The sequence below is a fragment of the Frigoribacterium sp. PvP032 genome (genome assembly GCF_017833035.1).
In the GTDB taxonomy this organism is placed as follows: Bacteria; Actinomycetota; Actinomycetes; order Actinomycetales; family Microbacteriaceae; genus Frigoribacterium.
Window position 1 is genome coordinate 3,196,474 of sequence record NZ_JAFIBM010000001.1, and the last position, 16,129, is coordinate 3,212,602.

The 16,129-nt window shown below is 73.8% G+C and carries 11 protein-coding genes; 5 read left to right on the plus strand and 6 right to left on the minus strand.

The window, feature by feature from the left end; all coding sequences use genetic code 11:
- Positions 1–226: 226 nt before the first annotated feature.
- The 4 genes from JOE35_RS14740 (at position 227) to JOE35_RS14755 (ending at position 8,223) form a co-directional block, all read left to right on the plus strand.
- Positions 227–1,651: a hypothetical protein gene (locus JOE35_RS14740; protein ID WP_209561684.1), complete on the plus strand. Its 1,425-nt coding sequence runs from the start codon at positions 227–229 to the stop codon at positions 1,649–1,651.
- A gap of 9 nt (positions 1,652–1,660) precedes the next feature.
- Positions 1,661–2,329: a hypothetical protein gene (locus JOE35_RS14745; protein WP_209561685.1), complete on the plus strand. Its 669-nt coding sequence runs from the start codon at positions 1,661–1,663 to the stop codon at positions 2,327–2,329.
- 138 nt (positions 2,330–2,467) lie between these two features.
- Positions 2,468–7,186 (plus strand): PKD domain-containing protein, encoded by a 4,719-nt coding sequence (locus JOE35_RS14750; RefSeq protein ID WP_209561686.1) that lies wholly within the window; start codon positions 2,468–2,470, stop codon positions 7,184–7,186.
- Positions 7,183–8,223 carry a glycosyltransferase gene (locus JOE35_RS14755; protein ID WP_307803106.1) on the plus strand — a complete coding sequence of 347 codons (1,041 nt, stop codon included), beginning with the start codon at positions 7,183–7,185 and terminating at the stop codon, positions 8,221–8,223. The genes JOE35_RS14750 and JOE35_RS14755 overlap by 4 nt, the downstream gene beginning before the upstream one ends.
- 2 nt (positions 8,224–8,225) lie before the next feature.
- Here the strand turns inward: JOE35_RS14755 and JOE35_RS14760 are convergent, their stop codons facing one another.
- Positions 8,226–9,212 carry a glycosyltransferase gene (locus JOE35_RS14760; RefSeq protein WP_307803107.1) on the minus strand — a complete coding sequence of 329 codons (987 nt, stop codon included), beginning with the start codon at positions 9,210–9,212 and terminating at the stop codon, positions 8,226–8,228.
- Between the two features lie 88 nt (positions 9,213–9,300).
- On the opposite strand from JOE35_RS14760, the gene JOE35_RS14765 reads away from it, so the two are divergent.
- A complete protein-coding gene (locus JOE35_RS14765; protein ID WP_209561688.1) occupies positions 9,301–10,233 on the plus strand; it encodes a glycosyltransferase family 2 protein in 933 nt (310 codons plus the stop codon).
- A gap of 27 nt (positions 10,234–10,260) precedes the next feature.
- On the opposite strand, the gene JOE35_RS14770 is transcribed toward JOE35_RS14765, so the two are convergent.
- The 5 genes from JOE35_RS14770 to tsaE all read right to left on the minus strand — a co-directional run bounded on the left by JOE35_RS14770 (position 10,261) and on the right by tsaE (position 16,127).
- Complete coding sequence (locus JOE35_RS14770) at positions 10,261–11,274, minus strand: glycosyltransferase family 4 protein (RefSeq protein ID WP_209561689.1); 1,014 nt, start codon at positions 11,272–11,274, stop codon at positions 10,261–10,263.
- Positions 11,271–12,866: a lipopolysaccharide biosynthesis protein gene (locus JOE35_RS14775; RefSeq protein ID WP_209561690.1), complete on the minus strand. Its 1,596-nt coding sequence runs from the start codon at positions 12,864–12,866 to the stop codon at positions 11,271–11,273. Before JOE35_RS14775 ends, JOE35_RS14770 begins: the two co-directional genes overlap by 4 nt.
- Positions 12,863–13,981, minus strand: a complete 1,119-nt coding sequence (locus JOE35_RS14780; RefSeq protein ID WP_209561691.1) for a glycosyltransferase family 4 protein — start codon at positions 13,979–13,981, stop codon at positions 12,863–12,865. The genes JOE35_RS14775 and JOE35_RS14780 overlap by 4 nt, the downstream gene beginning before the upstream one ends.
- Positions 13,978–15,486 (minus strand): polysaccharide biosynthesis tyrosine autokinase, encoded by a 1,509-nt coding sequence (locus JOE35_RS14785; protein WP_209561692.1) that lies wholly within the window; start codon positions 15,484–15,486, stop codon positions 13,978–13,980. The genes JOE35_RS14780 and JOE35_RS14785 overlap by 4 nt, the downstream gene beginning before the upstream one ends.
- Positions 15,487–15,557: 71 nt before the next feature.
- The gene (gene tsaE, locus JOE35_RS14790; RefSeq protein WP_374099726.1) at positions 15,558–16,127 is read right to left on the minus strand and encodes a tRNA (adenosine(37)-N6)-threonylcarbamoyltransferase complex ATPase subunit type 1 TsaE; all 570 of its coding nucleotides are present in this window, start codon (positions 16,125–16,127) and stop codon (positions 15,558–15,560) included.
- Between the last annotated feature and the right edge of the window lie 2 nt (positions 16,128–16,129).

Here is a 16,129-nt window from a genome sequence, read left to right on the forward strand (position 1 = left end):
GGGGCTTCGGTGCGAGGCGTGCCCCCCGGAGGGGGGCTTGCGGGGGCGAGGCGACAGCGAGTCGGGAGGGGCACTCAGTGAAGACAAGAACGAATACTCATACATCTACCCCCGTTCTGCAACGGGCCGTGAGCCCCCGAGCAGGTGCCCTCCGTCCGGGTGCCCTCCTCTCGGGGGGCGCTCCGGCCCCTCCTGGACACGCCCGGTCGTCGCCTAGAGTTCACGCATGACGCAGTCCGCGACCGGCTCGGCGCCGGCGGCGACCGTCCGGCGTCGACGACCCCGCGCCTCCTCGTCGGCACCGTTCCGGACCCTCGACGGCACGGCCGACGGCCCCTTCGGAGCCGCGAGCGACCCCCGCCCCTGGGTCAGGGCCCTGGCGGCCGTGGCACTCGTCGCGCTGGGGACCCGCTGGACCCTCCCCCAGAACCTGCAGGTCGGCTTCGTGGTCGCCGCCGTCCTCCTCCCGGTCTGGTGGGGGGCGATGCGCAGGCAGCGCGGCGGCGTCACGCTCCTCGCCGTGGCCGCCGCCGCCGCGGCCGCCGGGCTCTGGCTGGGCCTCGCCAACGCCGGCGACCACGAGGTCGACCCTGCGGCCGTCCTGCCCGCGACGATCACGCTCGTGGGGACGGTCGCCAGCGTCGGCCTGTTCGTCTGGGGCCGGGAGGTGCTGCGGCCGGAACGTGCGGCCCTGTGGTTCGGGATCGGCCTCGCCCTGGGCTTCAGCTCGGACACCACGCTGTTCGCCACCAACCCCTGGAAGTTCGGCTACGCCCTGCCCGTCACCGTCATCGCGCTCGCGATCGCGGCGCACCTCGGCCGTCGGTACGAGCTCGCGGTCCTCGCCGTGCTCACCGTCGTCGCGGCGCTCAACGACTTCCGCTCGGCCTTCGGGCTGCTGCTGCTCGCGGCCCTGCTCGTCTTCGCCCAGCTCGCGATCGTCCGACCCCATCGGCGCCCCTCGCCGGCCGCGGTGCTGGCCGGCCTGACGGCCCTCGGCGTCATCGTGTTCCAGCTCGGGCAGGCGCTGATCCTCGACGGGTACCTGGGCGCCGCCACCCAGGCCCGCAGCATCGAGCAGCTGCGCGTCTCCGGCTCGCTGATCCTCGGCGGACGACCAGAGCTCGCCGCCACGGTCGCCCTCATGGAGCACCACCCGTGGGGCTTCGGCGCAGGGTCCGTCCCGACGCCGGCGGACGTGCTCGTCGCCAAGGAGGGCATGAGCAGCATCGGCTACCAGCCCGACAACGGCTACGTCGAGAGGTTCATGTTCGGCGGCCACATCGAGCTCCACTCGATCTTCGGCGACCTGTGGGCGCAGTCGGGGATCCTCGGCCTCCTGCTGGTCTCCGTCATGCTGCTCGTGCTCACCGTCGGCGTCGCCCGCCGCATCTCCGAGGGCACGGCGAGCGGAGTCCTGCTCTACTCGGCGGCACAGAGCGCGTGGAACGTGTTCTTCGGCCCCTTCTACACGTCGTTCCCCACCCTCGTCATCGCCCTCGCCCTGGCGTTCGTGCCGGTCGCCGGCCGCGCTCGCCCCCGCGCGACGCGACTCGGACGGATCGGCGCTGCCGCGCCCGGTGGCTGGCATGCTGGCCGGGGCCGCGGACCTGTCGACACGCAGGGCCTCGCGACGCCCGACCCGACCTAGGAGCACCCGATGTCGTCACCCGACGAGACGCCCCCCACCTCGACCGCCGACACCTCCCGTCGCCGTGGGCGGATCATCGCCGTCGCCGTGGGGCTCGTGGCCGTCGCGGCGGTCGTGCTCGCCCTCGTGCTGACCGGTCGAGGCGACGACTCACCCGGCGCGGGCGGCTCCCCCGAGCCGTCGGCCGGCTCGTCGTCGGCCTCGTCGACGGGCGGCGGGACGGCGAGCGCCGAGCCGACGGACGGCCCCGCCGACGAGCTGCCCGCAGCCGGCCCCGACACCCCTGAGGCACCACCCGTCGCCTTCGACGAGTCGCCCACGGTCCTGACAGGGGTGACGGCGAGGGTGAAAAGCGTGACGGCGGTCGACGGGGACGCCACCCTGCCCGGCGAGGTCGCGGGCCCCGCAGTCCTGGCGGAGCTCGAGCTGACCAACGACTCCGGCACGGCGATCGACCTCTCGACCACCGTCGTCAACCTCGCCTACGGAGCCGACCGCATCCCCGCCAACACGTTCTCCACCGGGACTTCTTCGTTCGTCGGCTCACTGGACACCGGGAGTTCAGCCACCGCCTCCTACGTCTTCGCGGTCCCGACCGACGAGCAGGACGTGCTCCGGCTCACTCTGGACTACGCGGTCGACGTGCCGGTCGTGGTCTTCGAGGGCGCCGCCTCCTGACCTCGTGGCCCCAGAACGGGGGCCACTGTCCCCCCTTGTGGGGACCTTATAGTCACTATGCCGCCGGGACCCGAATCCCGAGAGCACCGCCGATGCCCGACACGTCGGCGGGACACCCGACCCGAATGAGGCACCCGCATGGGCACATCCGTCTCGTCGCGCCTTCGCCTCACGGCGATCGCTGCTGCGTCCGCCGTTCTCCTCTCGGCCCTGACCGGCCTGCAGCCGGCCTTCGCCGACTCTGCCCCCGCAGACCCGGCCTCGCCCGCGACGCCTGCGACGGTGACCGCGGACGCGCTGCCCACGCCGCAGATCGACGGCTCGGTCTTCTCGCAGGTCGTCGTCGGGAACACCGTCTACGCGGCCGGCAAGTTCACGAAGGCACGACCGGCCGGCTCCGCACCCGGCGTCAACGAGGTGCCGCGCAGCTACGTGCTGGCCTACGACATCACGACCGGCGCCTTGTCGACCACCTTCGCCCCCGTCATCGACGGTCAGGTCAAGGCCCTCGCGGCCTCCCCCGACGGCAAGCGCCTCTACATCGGCGGAGCGTTCACCAAGGTCAACGGCGTCGCCAAGTACCGCCTCGCCGCCCTCGACCCGACCACCGGCGCCCTCGTCACGAGCTGGAACCCCGGCACGAACGCCACGGTCAACGCGATCGCGGCCGTGGGCCCGAACGTCTACGTCGCCGGCGTCTTCTCGAGCATCGGCAAGGACACCCGCACCAGGGCCGCCGCGGTCACCGCCTCGAACGGGACCAACCTGCCCTGGGCCCCGCAGATCGCCGGCGGCGACGTGCTGGCGCTGGTCGCGAGCCCCGACGGCTCGAAGATCGTGCTGGGCGGCTCGTTCAGCTCCGTCAACGGCTCGTCCGCCCCCGGCTACGGCCTGGCGATGACCGACCCGACCTCCGGGGCGAACCTCCCGTTCCAGGCGAACGACGTCGTGCGCAACGGCGGCGGCCAGGCGGCGATCTACAGCCTGAGCGCCACCGCGAACGGCGTCTACGGCTCCGGCTACACCTTCGGGGGCGGCGGCCGGCTCGAGGGAGCGTTCAAGTCGACCTGGAACGGCGACCTGGTCTGGGTCGAGGACTGCCACGGCGACACCTACTCCGTCGCGGCGAACAGCACCGCCGTGTACATCGCGGGGCACCCCCACTACTGCGGCAACATCGGCGGCCAGCCGCAGACCACCCCGTGGACGTTCCAGCGCGCGATGGCCTTCAGCGACGCGGCCACGCAGACCATCACGAACGACCCGATGGGCTACTACAACTTCGCCGGCACGCCCGCCCCGAGCATCCTCAACTGGTTCCCCGACTTCGGCACCGGCAGCTACACCGGCCAGAACCAGGGCCCCTGGAGCGTCGCGGCCACGGACAAGTACGTCGTCTACGGCGGCGAGTTCCCCACCGTCAACGGCAAGGCCCAGTACGGCCTGACCCGCTTCGCTGTCTCCAGCATCGCTCCCAACAAGGAGGGGCCGATCGCCTCGGGCGCCCTGTTCAAGCCCACCCTGGTCTCGCTCGAGTCCGGCAGCGTCCGCGTCGGCTGGGAGTCCAACTGGGACCGTGACAACGCGAACCTGAGCTACGCGGTCTACCGCGACGGCAACCTCACGACGCCGGTCTACACGACCACGTCGGCCTCGACCTTCTGGAAGCGCCCGGCCATCGGCTTCATCGACAAGGGGCTGGCTCCCGGCAGCGTCCACAACTACCGGATCCGGGCCACCGACCCGCTCGGCAACACCGTCCTCGGCGACACCGTGACGGTGACCGTGTCGGCCACCGCGGCTTCTCCGTACCAGCAGCGGGTCGCCGCGGACGGGGCGACCGCCCTCTGGCGCCTGGGCGAGAAGACCGGCTCGACGGTCTACGACTCGGTCGGGTTCGACGACCAGCAGGCCCTCGCCGGCGTGACGCGCGGGGCAGGCGGGCAGGCCTCGACCGACTCCGACGGCGCGAGCAGCTTCTCGGGCACGGACACCGGGCTCTCGTCGACGGCCTCGCCGATCGCCGGGCCGCAGACCTTCTCGGTCGAGGCCTGGTTCCGCAGCACGTCCACCACCGGCGGCAAGATCGTCGGCTTCGGCAGCAACCGCACGGGCGCGTCCGGCTCGTACGACCGCCACCTCTACATGGACCCGCAGGGCCACGTGTCGTTCGGCGTGTACCCGAACGCGAGTCGGATCATCACCAGCCCGACGGCGCTGAACGACGGCCAGTGGCACCAGGTCGTCGGGACGCTGAGCTCGGCCGGACAGTCGTTCTACGTGGACGGCAAGAAGGTCGCCACCGACTCCGGCACGACCGGCGCCCAGGACTACACGGGCTACTGGCGCATCGGCGGGGACAACAACTGGAACGGCGCCCCGTACTTCCAGGGCGACATCGACGACGTCTCCGTGTACCCGACGGCGCTGAGCGCCGGACAGGTCGACGGCCAGTGGGTCGCCTCCGGCCGGGTCAGCAAGCTGCCCGCAGCGCCTGCTGACGCCTACGGCGCCCGGGTGTTCCAGGACGCCCCTGAGGCCTACTTCCGTCTCGACGGCGACAGCTCGACCGTCGCCGCCGACTCGTCGCCCGTGGGGACCAACGGCGTGGTGAGCGGAGGGGTCACGACCGGAGGCGCCTCGGCCGTGGCGTCGGGCTCCGGCAGCTCGGCGGCCTTCGACGGGTCGACGGGCGGCGTCGCGACGACCACGTCGTACGACGCGCCGAACAGCTACTCGCTCGAGACCTGGTTCAACACGACCACGACCTCCGGCGGCAAGCTGATCGGCTTCGGCAGCTCGCAGACGGGCTTCAGCGGCAACTACGACCGGCACGTCTACATGGAGCAGGACGGCCGCCTCCAGTTCGGCATCTGGACAGGTCAGATGAACCTCGCGAGCAGCGCCGCCAGCTACAACGACGGCCGCTGGCACCACGTCGTGGCGACGCAGGGCACCGACGGCATGAAGCTCTACGTCGACGGCGCCCAGGTCGGGTCGAACCCGACCACCGCCTCCGACGGCTACCGCGGCTACCTCCGCCTCGGCGGCGACAGCTCGTGGAACTCGGGCTCCGGCTACTGGGCCGGCAGCCTCGACGAGGCCGCCGTCTACGCCCGTCCGCTCGACGCGTCGACCGTGGCGCAGCACTGGGCGCTCGGCGCCGGCAAGCCGAACGCGGCCCCCACGGCTGCCTTCACCTCGGCGGCCACCGGCCTCTCCGTCGCCCTCGACGGCAGCACCTCGAGCGACGCCGACGGCCGCGTCGCCTCGTACAGCTGGGACTTCGGGGACGGCAGCCCCGCCGCCACCGGCTCGACGCCCTCGCACGCCTACGCCGCCGGCGGCACGTACGTCGTGACCCTGACGGTGACCGACGACCACGGCGCGGTCGGCACGTCGACAGCGAGCGTGACGGTGACGGCACCCCGCGTGAACGTCGCGCCCGCCGCCTCCTTCACCTCGACGGTCGACCACCTGGCCGTCGCGGTCGACGGCTCGGGCTCGACCGACGCCGACGGCCGCGTCGCCTCGTACAGCTGGGACTTCGGGGACGGGTCGGCAGCAGCGTCCGGCGCGAAGACGGACCACGTCTACGCCGCCGCGGGCACCTACACGGTGACCCTCACGGCGACCGACGACGAGGGCGCCGTCGGCACCTCGACGGGGACCGTCACGGTCGCCCCGGCGCCGCCCGCGAACCTGGCCCCCACGGCCTCGTTCACGAGCAGCGTCGCCGGCCTCGCCGTGTCGGCCGACGCCTCGGCCTCCGCCGACGCCGACGGCACCGTCGTCGCCTGGGCCTGGACGTTCGGGGACGGGGCCACGGCCTCCGGCCGGACCGCCTCGCACTCGTACGCCGCTGCCGGCAGCTACCCCGTGACCCTGACGGTCACCGACGACAAGGGCGCGACGGGGACCTCCACGGCCACCGTCACGGTCGCCCCGATCCCGAACGCGGCCCCGACGGCCTCGTTCACGACGGCGACCGACAAGCTCTCGGCGACCGCCGACGGGCGCGCCTCGGCCGACAGCGACGGCACCGTCGCCTCGTGGGCCTGGGACTTCGGCGACGGGAGCACGGCGACGGGCAGCACGGCGAAGCACGACTACGCCGCCGGCGGCACCTACACGGTCACGCTCGTCGTGACCGACGACAAGGGAGCCACCGGCACGCGCTCGGCCACGGTCACGGTCACTGCACCTCCTGTGGTGACGGCGATCGCGCAGGACGGCTTCGGCCGCTCGGCGACGAACGGCTGGGGCTCCGCCGACGTCGGCGGCGCCTGGACGCGCACGGGCCAGGCCTCGCAGTACGGGGTCGCGAACGGCGTCGGCACCCAGTACCTGGGCGCCGCCGGCTGGAGCACCTCGATGGCGCTCACCGGCGCCGCCGCGACCGACAGCGACCTGCGCACGACCGTCAGCCTCGACAAGGCGGCCACCGGCGGCGGCACGTTCGTCTACGTCACGGGCCGCAAGGTCGCGACGAACTCCGAGTACCGCGCGACCCTGCGCTACCGCTCGGACGGACGCGTCGTCGTCGCGCTCAACGCCTACAAGGGCACGTCGACCAACGTGACGCTGGTGAACGAGACGCTGGTGCCGGGAGCGGTCACGCCGGGCGCCAAGGTCAACGTGCGCCTCGAGGTCAGCGGCACCGGCACGACGACGATCCGGGCGAAGGCCTGGCTCGGCGGCACGCCTGAGCCCACGGCCTGGACCGTCTCGACGACCGACACGTCCGCGGGCCTGCAGGCCGCAGGGTCGGTGGCCCTCGGCGCCTACGCCTCCGGCACCGCGACCAACGCCCCGCAGACGGTCTCGTTCGACGACCTGGGCGTCTTCAAGCCGTGACCGACGCCGTCCCGGAGCCCGCGAGGAGGCTCGTCGTCCAGCAGTCGTTCCCACGACCGCGACCGACGACGAACCCCTACCTCGTGATGCTCCGGGACGCCGTGGGCGCGGTGCCGGGAGTCGAGGTGCGCACCTTCGACTGGAAGGGCGCCCTGCTCGGCCGCTACGACGTCTTCCACGTGCACTGGCCCGAGATCCTGGTCTCGGGCCAGAGCCCGCTCAAGGCCCTGGTGCGACAGGGGCTGACGGTGGCACTCGTCGTCAAGTTGTGGGCGACGCGCACCGCGATCGTCCGCACCGAGCACAACCTCGAGCTGCCGACCGGCATCTCGCGCCGGGAACGAGCGCTGCTGCGCTGGATCGAGCGCCGCACGACCCTGTGGGTGCGGCTGAACGCCGAGACGCCAGAGCGCACTGGCGCCCTGGGCGCCCTCATCCCCCACGGCCACTACGTGGACTGGTTCTCCCGCTGGCCCTGGCCCGACCGCGAGGCCGGCCGTGTCTCGTACTTCGGCTTCATCCGCCGGTACAAGGGCGTCGACGGCCTGCTGAGGGCCTTCCGCGGCGTGCGGGGCGACGACCGGCGGCTGCACGCGGCCGGCAAGCCGTCGTCGCCCGACCTGGCGAGGGGGCTCGAGGAGCTCGCCGCCGACGACCCTCGGGTCAGCCTCGACCTGAGGTTCCTCGACGACGAGGCCCTGATCGAGACGGTGCGACGGGCCGAGCTGGTCGTCCTGCCGTACCGCGAGATGCACAACTCGGGAGGCGTCCTCACCGCCCTCTCGCTCGGCCGCCCCGTGCTGGTCCCGGCGAACGAGGTCAACGCCCGCCTGGCCGACGAGGTCGGCGCCGGCTGGGTGCAGCAGTACGCCGACGACCTCGACGCCGCCGACGTCGAGCGCGCGCTGGACGCAGCGTCGCAGCTGGCCGACGACGACGTGCCCGACCTCTCGGCCCGCGACTGGGACCGAGCCGGCGAGGCGCACGTCGAGGCGTACCGTCGCGCGGTCGCCGCCGTCAGGCGGGGCCGAGCGTGACGTCAGCCGTCGACGCGGCCGTACTCCCGGTACCCCGCGCCCCACGCGCCCGCGACCATGCCGGCGCCGCGGGCGATGGTGCGCACGCCGCGGGCACGCTGGCCGAGCGAGCGGACGACCGTGCCGAGCACCAGCCGCGCGACGCCGCCTGCGACCCGCACGGCGCCCCTCGCCGTGAGCCGGAGGCGCGTCGCCAGCCGAGCCGGACCGCCTGCGGACAGCATCACCGACGTCAGGCCCCAGCCGTTGCCGCTGCTGTACGCCCGGCGCACGACCCAGCGCCGCGTGACGCGGTGAGCAGGCACGACGTCCGTGACCACGGCCTCCGCGCACCACAGGATGGTGCCGCCAGCCGCGACGAGGCTGCGGGTGAAGAGCGTGTCCTCCCCGCCGAGCTGCCCGAGCGCCACGTCGAACGACAGGCCCTGACGACGGACCTCGGCGAGGTCGAGCAGCAGGTTGTTGGTCGCGGCCACCTCGACCGCCGTGCCGGTGGGCAGACGGCGACGGACGAAGAAGCGCCCCTCGACGATGAACGGCTCCGGCTCGACCTCGTACTCGCTGCGCACGGGGCCGACGACCGCGGCGGCGCCGGTCTCGGCCTGCAGCGCGAGCAGGGCCGCGAGCCACGGCTCGGACGGGCGCTCGTCGTCGTCGATGAAGACGAGCAGGTCGCTCCCGGCGCACTCGTCGAGGGCCCGGTTGCGGGCCGACGCGATCCCGGGCGTGGCCTCGACGACGTAGTCCACGGTGACGGGCCCGGCGTCGTCGCCAGGGGCGGTCGCCGCGAGCGCCGCCGCCTCGACGCGATCGCGTCCCGTCCCGCTCGCGTCGTTGTCGACCACGAGCACGCGTGCCTCGACGCCGAGCGCCCGCACGCCGCGGGCCTGCTCGACGAGCAGCGGCAGCACGGCGTCGAGGTCGCGGGGCCGTCGGAAGGTCAGCACGGCGATCGTCAGGAGGCGCGGTGCGGTCGGGTCGGTCGTCACGGGCCCCAGCATGTCAGGTCGGCGACCGGCGCCGGGTCGCGCACCGCGCCTCCTGCGGGTGGGCGGGGGACGAACCGTGGGTGACCCCGTGAGCCGCACCTCGCTGGCCGGCCTGTCGGTGGTCGTCGTCAACTACGGCTCGGCCGACCTGCTGCGGCAGAACCTCGCGCCGGTGTCCCGTGTCCTCGACGACCTCGTCGTGGTCGTGGTGGACAACTGGTCAGGCGCCGCCGAGCGCGCCCGCGTGGCCGAGCTCGCGACGGCCGAGGGCTGGCTGCTCGTCTCACCCGACGGCAACGAGGGCTTCGGCACCGGCGTGAACCTCGGGGTCGCGCGGGCGCGGGCGGCGGGCGCGCGCCACCACGTGCTGCTCAACCCCGACGCCGTCGCCGACGCGGCCGCCCTCGCAGCGCTGCTCCGCGCCTCCTCGTCCGAGCCCCTGACGATGAGCGCGCCCACGGTGCTGCGCCCCGACGGCAGCCTCTGGTCGGCCGGCAGCGACCTCTACCTCGACGACGGGCGCATCCGCTCGCGTCGCCGCCGGCTCGAGGGCGCACGCGTCGAGGAGTGGCTGAGCGGCGCCTGCCTCGTGCTGAGCGACGAGCTGTGGCAGCGCTGCGGCGGCTTCGACGACGACTACTTCCTCTACTGGGAGGACGTCGACCTGTCACGCCGCGTCGTGGCCGCAGGAGGCGCGCTGAGGCTGCTGGAGGACGTCACCGTCGTCCACGCCGAGGGCGGCACGCAGGCGGTCGACGGCGCCGAGAGCTCGGGCCAGGCCAAGTCGGCCGGCTACTACCGCTACAACATCCGCAACCGGCTGCTCTTCGCCGCGAAGCACCTCGGCGACGACGACCTCCGCCGGTGGCGCCGCGTCACGCCGCGGATCGCGTGGGAGGTGCTGCTGCAGGGCGGCCGACGACAGTTCGTGCGGTCGCCCGGCACCCTGCTCGTCGGCCTCCGTGCCGTGCTCGAGGGCAGGCGCGTCGTCGCCGCCGAGCTGCGTCGCCGACGCGCCTGAGCTGAGCGCAGGCGGCGGGCCGGGCCCTCAGCGGCCGACGAACTGCGCCAGCGACGCCGCCAGGTGCCGCGTCGTCAGGCGCTCCTCGACCGCGGCACGACCGGCGGCGCCGAGGCGGCGAGCCTCGTCCTCGTCGCCGAGCAGCCGCAGCACGTGCGCGGCCAGCGCCTGGGCGTCGCCGACCGGCGCGAGCAGCCCGGTGCGCTCGTGCTCGACGTAGTCCTCGATGCCGGGGGTGTCGGTCATCACGACCGGCCGGCCCGTGGCCATCGCCTCGAGGCTGACGGTCATGCCCGACGCGTGCAGGTTGTCGCGGGTGGCCACGGCCACGACCGACGACCGCGCGTAGAGCTCGGCGAGCTCGCGGTGCGAGACGTGGGGCACCACGGTGACGCCCTCCGGCGGAGCCGTGTCGCTCGTCGTCTGCACCATCAGCTCGACGTCCGGCCGCTCGGCGTGCACCCTGGCGAGCGCCGCGAACAGGGTCGCCGGGTCGCGGTCGCGGTCGCCGCCGACGCTCAGCACCATCGGCCGCGCGGGCCACGGCCTCGCTGCGAAGAAGTCGGCGTCCACCCCGAACGTGAAGAACCCGACCGGCGGGCCGTCCTCGCCGACGAAGCGCCGCAGCGGCTCGACCTGGCCCCGGCTGATCACCCACAGCCCGCTCATGCGGCGCAGCACGTCGCGCATCCGCCCGACGTCCTGGCCGCGCTCGACGCGGTCGGTCACCCAGATGACGCCGGTGTACATCTCGTCGTGCGCCGTCATGAGCAGCATGCGGCGGGCGACGTTCTCGTCCCACGTCACGCCGATGCTCGCCGCCGAGCCGGACGAGCCGGACGAGGAGGCGCGGCGCGGCAGCAGACGGTCGCGCAGCACCTGCAGGCGGCCGGGCTCCCCCACGGACCCCACCGTCGCCTGGGGGTCGCTCTCGCGCAGCGCCTCGAGGCCGTACGGCCAGGCGCCGGGGCGACGCCCTGCGGCGTGGTCGGCGGCCCAGCCGGCCACGTCTCGTTCGCGGGCGAACAGGACCTCGATCATCGCGCCTCCTCGTCGTCGTCTCGCCGTCGTCGATCGTCAGGCCGGTGCTGGTCCTGACCGTGCCTGTCCGGGACGCGCTCGTCCGCAGCCTGCTCGGCGACGGCCCGCTCGGCGAGTGCCTGGTCGGTCGCGGTCTCGTCGCCGCGCTGCTCGTCGACGTCGAGACCGGTCGCCTCGACGTCCAGGTCCCTGTCGGCGGCCGCGACCGCGGCGGCGTCGTCCGCATCGGGGTCGTCCGCCCCTGCGCCGCCGGCGACAGCCTCGGCACGACGGCGTCCGAGATCGCGCGAGACGTACCATAGGTTCGGCACGAGCTGGCAGAGCGCGACCGAGATCGCCGACCCGAGCACGGGCCCGGCCGCCCCGACCTGCCCGATGAACCACCACGAGAGGCCGAGGTTCAGGGGCACCATCAGGACGATGGGCAGCACCTGGAAGACCAGCCCGGTCTTGTCGGTCATGTACATGCCGACCGGGTACTTCGCCGCCTGCAGGCCGACGAACACCACGAAGCCGACGAGCATCCAGCCGTCGAGCGAGATCGCCCCGTCCGAGACGAAGTCGACGAGCAGGGGGCTGATCACGGCGAGCGCCGTGCCGAGCACCAGGCCGCCGAGCAGGAACCACAGGGTCGGCACGGTCGGCGACTCGATGCGGCCCGCCGAGCGTGCCGCGGCGTACACGGGCCAGAGCGCGATGCCCGCGGCGGCGACCGTCTGCAGCACGATGCCGAACAGCTGCGAGGCGAGGTTGTACTGGGCGAGCTCGTCCGGCCCCGCGAGGTGGCTGAGGAGCAGTCGCCCGGTCTGCATGGCCACCGGCAGGGCGATCATCTGCACGAGCATCGGCCACGCCAGGCCCAGCGCGGGCACGCCGCGGTAGCTGCGCACCCGGGGCACGAGCTTCACTGCGGCGCCGATCTGCGGCGAGAGGGCGCGGGCGGCGACGATCAGGCAGATCACCGAGACGAGGCTGTTGGCGACGTACGAGATCACGGCGAGGTAGCTGCCGACGGGCACGCTGAACATCACGGCAGAGCCGATCGCGAGCAGCATGAAGGGGGCGACGACCGCCTGGCTGGCGACCTGCGTGCTGGTCTTCTTCAGTCCGACCAGGATGCGCTGGCCCACGGTCAAGGGGATGACGAGCCCGAACACGGCGAGGCAGAGCCCTGCCGCGAGCGAGCCGCCGTCGGGAAGCAGCCCCTCGCCGAGCAGCGCCGGCCACCAGCCCGCCAGGGTGATCAGCGCCGCGACGGCGACCATGATGCCGCCCGAGACGAGCAGCACCCTGAAGGCGGTGACGATCGAGCGCTTCACGAAGTCGTCCGTCCGCACCGACGACGACCCGGCGACGGCGTTGATGACGATCGCGGCGATGCCGAGGTCGGCGAACGGCAGGAGGGTCGGGAACGTCGACAGCAGCCCGTACTGCGCGTAGGCGTCGGTGCCGAAGTTCTGGATGATCATGCGGCTCGTGATGATGCCGAGCACGCCGGACAGCCCCATCACGACGACCTTCATCGCGGCGGTCGAGCCCACGGCCGCCATCGCGCCGCCGCGGCGGGGCCGGGCCGAGCCGTCCACGCTCACGACCGGCCCTCGCCCGCGAAGAGCAGGTCGTCCGCGGCGAGGCGGCCGTCACGCTCTGGCAGGTCGGCGAGCACGGAGTCGGCAGTCCGGCGCGCATCGAGCGCGGTGCCGATCGACCTGGCCAGCACGCTCGGCGAGGCAGGGTCGTCGTGGGCGACGACGTGTCCGTGCGCCTCCAGCCACTCGGCGAGGCCCGTCTCCGTCGTCGTGACGGCCGTGCAGCCGTGCGAGAGTCCCTCGACGAGGGGCAGGCCCACCTGCTCACGCCAGGTCGGGCTCGGCTGGGACCAGAGCACGAGCACCCGGGACGCGTCGAGCACGTCGTGGATGCGGCTCCGCGCGGGGTCGACCTCGACGGTGACGGAGTCGTCGACGTCGGCGAGCGCGAGGGCGTCCGACTCGAGGGGCCCCTTGCCGAGCAGCACGAGGCGGGCGTCCGGGTGCTCGACGCGCACCGTCGGCCAGGCGGCGAGCAGCACGGGCAGGCCCTTGCGCTCGGCGAAGGCGCCCACGAACACGACGGTCGGGGGTCGCACCCCGCCGCCGCGCGCCTCCGGGTGGCGGGTCGGCAGCGCAGGGACCGTCTCGGTCGACGTCCGAGGCGAGGCCGGGCCGAGGAGGCGCGCGTAGGTCTCGCGGGCCGAGTCGGTCCCCGAGACCACCCGGTCGAGCCGGCGCCAGACGACCCGCGCCAGCACCCGTTCGCCGCGTCGACGGAGACGGGTGCGGAGCCGCGGCGCCGTGGCGGACGCGAAGGGGTCCGCGTTGCCGATGAGGTAGCTCACGACGGTGACGCGACGACGGGTCAGCACGCGGCGCACCGCCAGCCCGGCGAGCACCAGGGCGGTTGCCGGCAGGCTCGACGTCATGAGGGGCTCGTTGACCTCGAGCACCCGCACCCGTGACCGGCCGACCAGCCAGGCAGCCCGGACGGGCCCGGCCTGCACGAGGTCGAGGCCCACGGTCAGGCTCTCGTCGAAGTCGTACCGCGTGACGCGGTGCACGATGCTCGCGGGCGCGAGCTGGTGGGCACGCTCGAGGTGCGCCGTCCTCAGCGACTCGTAGAGCCGGACTGCGGGGAGCCGGGGCACGCTGCCGCCGCGGGACGGGCTCACGACCCGGCGCCGGACGGGCGGGCCTTCCCGCGTCCTCGGACGCTGGCCCGGGCGCCGTCGTCGGCGGACGAGACCGGCTCGTCTCCTGCCTGTGCGGAGGACGCCGCGGCCTGGTCGGCCGTGAGCGCGCGCTCGCGCCGTCGCAGCTCTGCCGGTGAGGGCGCAGGGCGGGACGGCGTGGCCGCAGTCGCCGTGCGCGCCTTGCCTGCCCTGACTCCGTCGAGCACGATGCCGACGATCGGGACCTGCACGGCCTGGAGCTCGTCGACGGCCTGGACGAGGTCCCGCCGCAGGGAGCGGCCCACGGTCGTCACGAGGACGACGCCGTCCGTCATGCGTCCGAGCTCGAGGGCGTCGGACGAGCTCACCACGGGAGGGGCGTCGACGACGACGACGTCGTAGGCGTCGCGGGCAGCCTCGAGCAGCTCGGCCGTCGCGGCGGAGCTGATGACGGGGCTCGGGTTCGGCGGCACCTCGCCGGAGGGCAGGAGATCGACCCCCTCCCGCCACTCGACGACCGCCTCCGCGAGCTCACGACGACCGAGCACGACGTCCGTCAGGCCGACCTCGTCGCTGACCGCGGCCACCGACGCCAGGCCGGGGCCGCGCAGGTCGGCGTCGACGATCAGCACGGAGAGGCCCTGCTCGGCGAAGGCCAGCGCGAGGTCGAGGGCGAGCGGCGCCCGGCCGCCCTCGTCGTGCGCCGAGGACGACGACAGGGTGATCGATCGCACTGCGGCGTCGACGTCGGCGAACTGGATCTGCGCCCTGACCCGACGGAAGTCGTCCGAGGCGACGCCCCGCGGGTCGACGGCGAGGGCGTTCTGGCCGAGCGGCCGTCGGCTGATCGAGCCGAGGACCGGCGCGAGCCGCAGCTCGTCGACCTCGCGCGCCGAGCGGAGCCGGGTGTCGAGCACGGAGCGGAGCAGGGCGAGCGCGACGCCGAGGGCACCGCCCGCGACCAACCCGGTGAGGGTGATCAGGCGCCGGTTCGGGCCGACCGGCGACTGCGGGGCGGTCGCCGTCGCGACGGGCGTGACGGAGAGCGTCGAGACGCCCGTGGAGTTCTCCGGCGAGAGACGGCGGGCCTGCTCGGTCAGGGACGCCGTGACGGCGTTCGCCACGGTGGCGGCCTGCACGGCGTCGCCGTCGACCACGGCGACGTCGATGATGACCGTGTTCAGCGGGTTCTCGGCGGTGATCTGCCGAGCCAGCCGCGCGGGCGTCGTGTCGAGGTCGAGGTCGGCGATGACCGGCCCCAGCACGGCCGACGTCGTCGCCAGCCGGGTGTAGCTCTGCACGAGGTTCTGCGTGTAGGTGGAGCCCTGCAGCAGCTCGGTGGGGCTCGCGCCCTCGGCGGCGGCGACGAAGACGCTGCTCGTGGCGCGGTAGCTGTCGGGCTGCGTCTGCGACCAGCCCCAGCTGCCGATCGCCCCCACGATCGCCAGGACCACGACGAGTGGCCAGCTGCGGACGAGGGCGCGCCAGTAGTGCTGTGGATCCATTGCCGACACTCCCGGGTACGAGGACGAATCTGCCGAGCATACCCGTCAGCAGCGTGCCGCTCGTCCCCCCGTCAGGGGAGCAGGGCCGGCACGTCCTGCCACCGCGGCCCGTGCGCCGTCACAGTGAGGTGCCTCGGCTCGTCGGGCACGTCGTCGGGGTCGCGGTCGCCCTCGTCGCCAGCCCCGCCCATGCCTCCGTCGTCGAGGCCGTGGCCCACGCCGGTCGAGCCGGCGCCGGTCGGCCGCTCGATCACGACGTCGAGCCACGACTCGGCCACGCCGTCGAGCAGCCCGGCGCCCCACTCGACCACGACGACCGAGCCCTCATAGTCGAGGTCGAGGTCGTCGAGCTCGTCCGCTCCGCCGAGACGGTAGGCGTCGACGTGCACGAGCGGCACGCCCGACTCGCTCGGGTGCGTGCGCGCGAGCACGAACGTGGGGCTCGCCACCTGTCCGCGCACCCGGAGCCCGGCGCCGAGGCCACGGGTCAGCGTGGTCTTGCCGGCGCCCAGCGGCCCCGTCAGCACCAGCAGGTCGCCGGCACGCAGCAGCCCGGCGAGCCGCCTGCCCAGCGCCTCCGTCGCCTCGGTGTCCACGAGGTCGCCGGTGAACAGCACCCGGCCCGCAGGAGGCGGCGGCACGG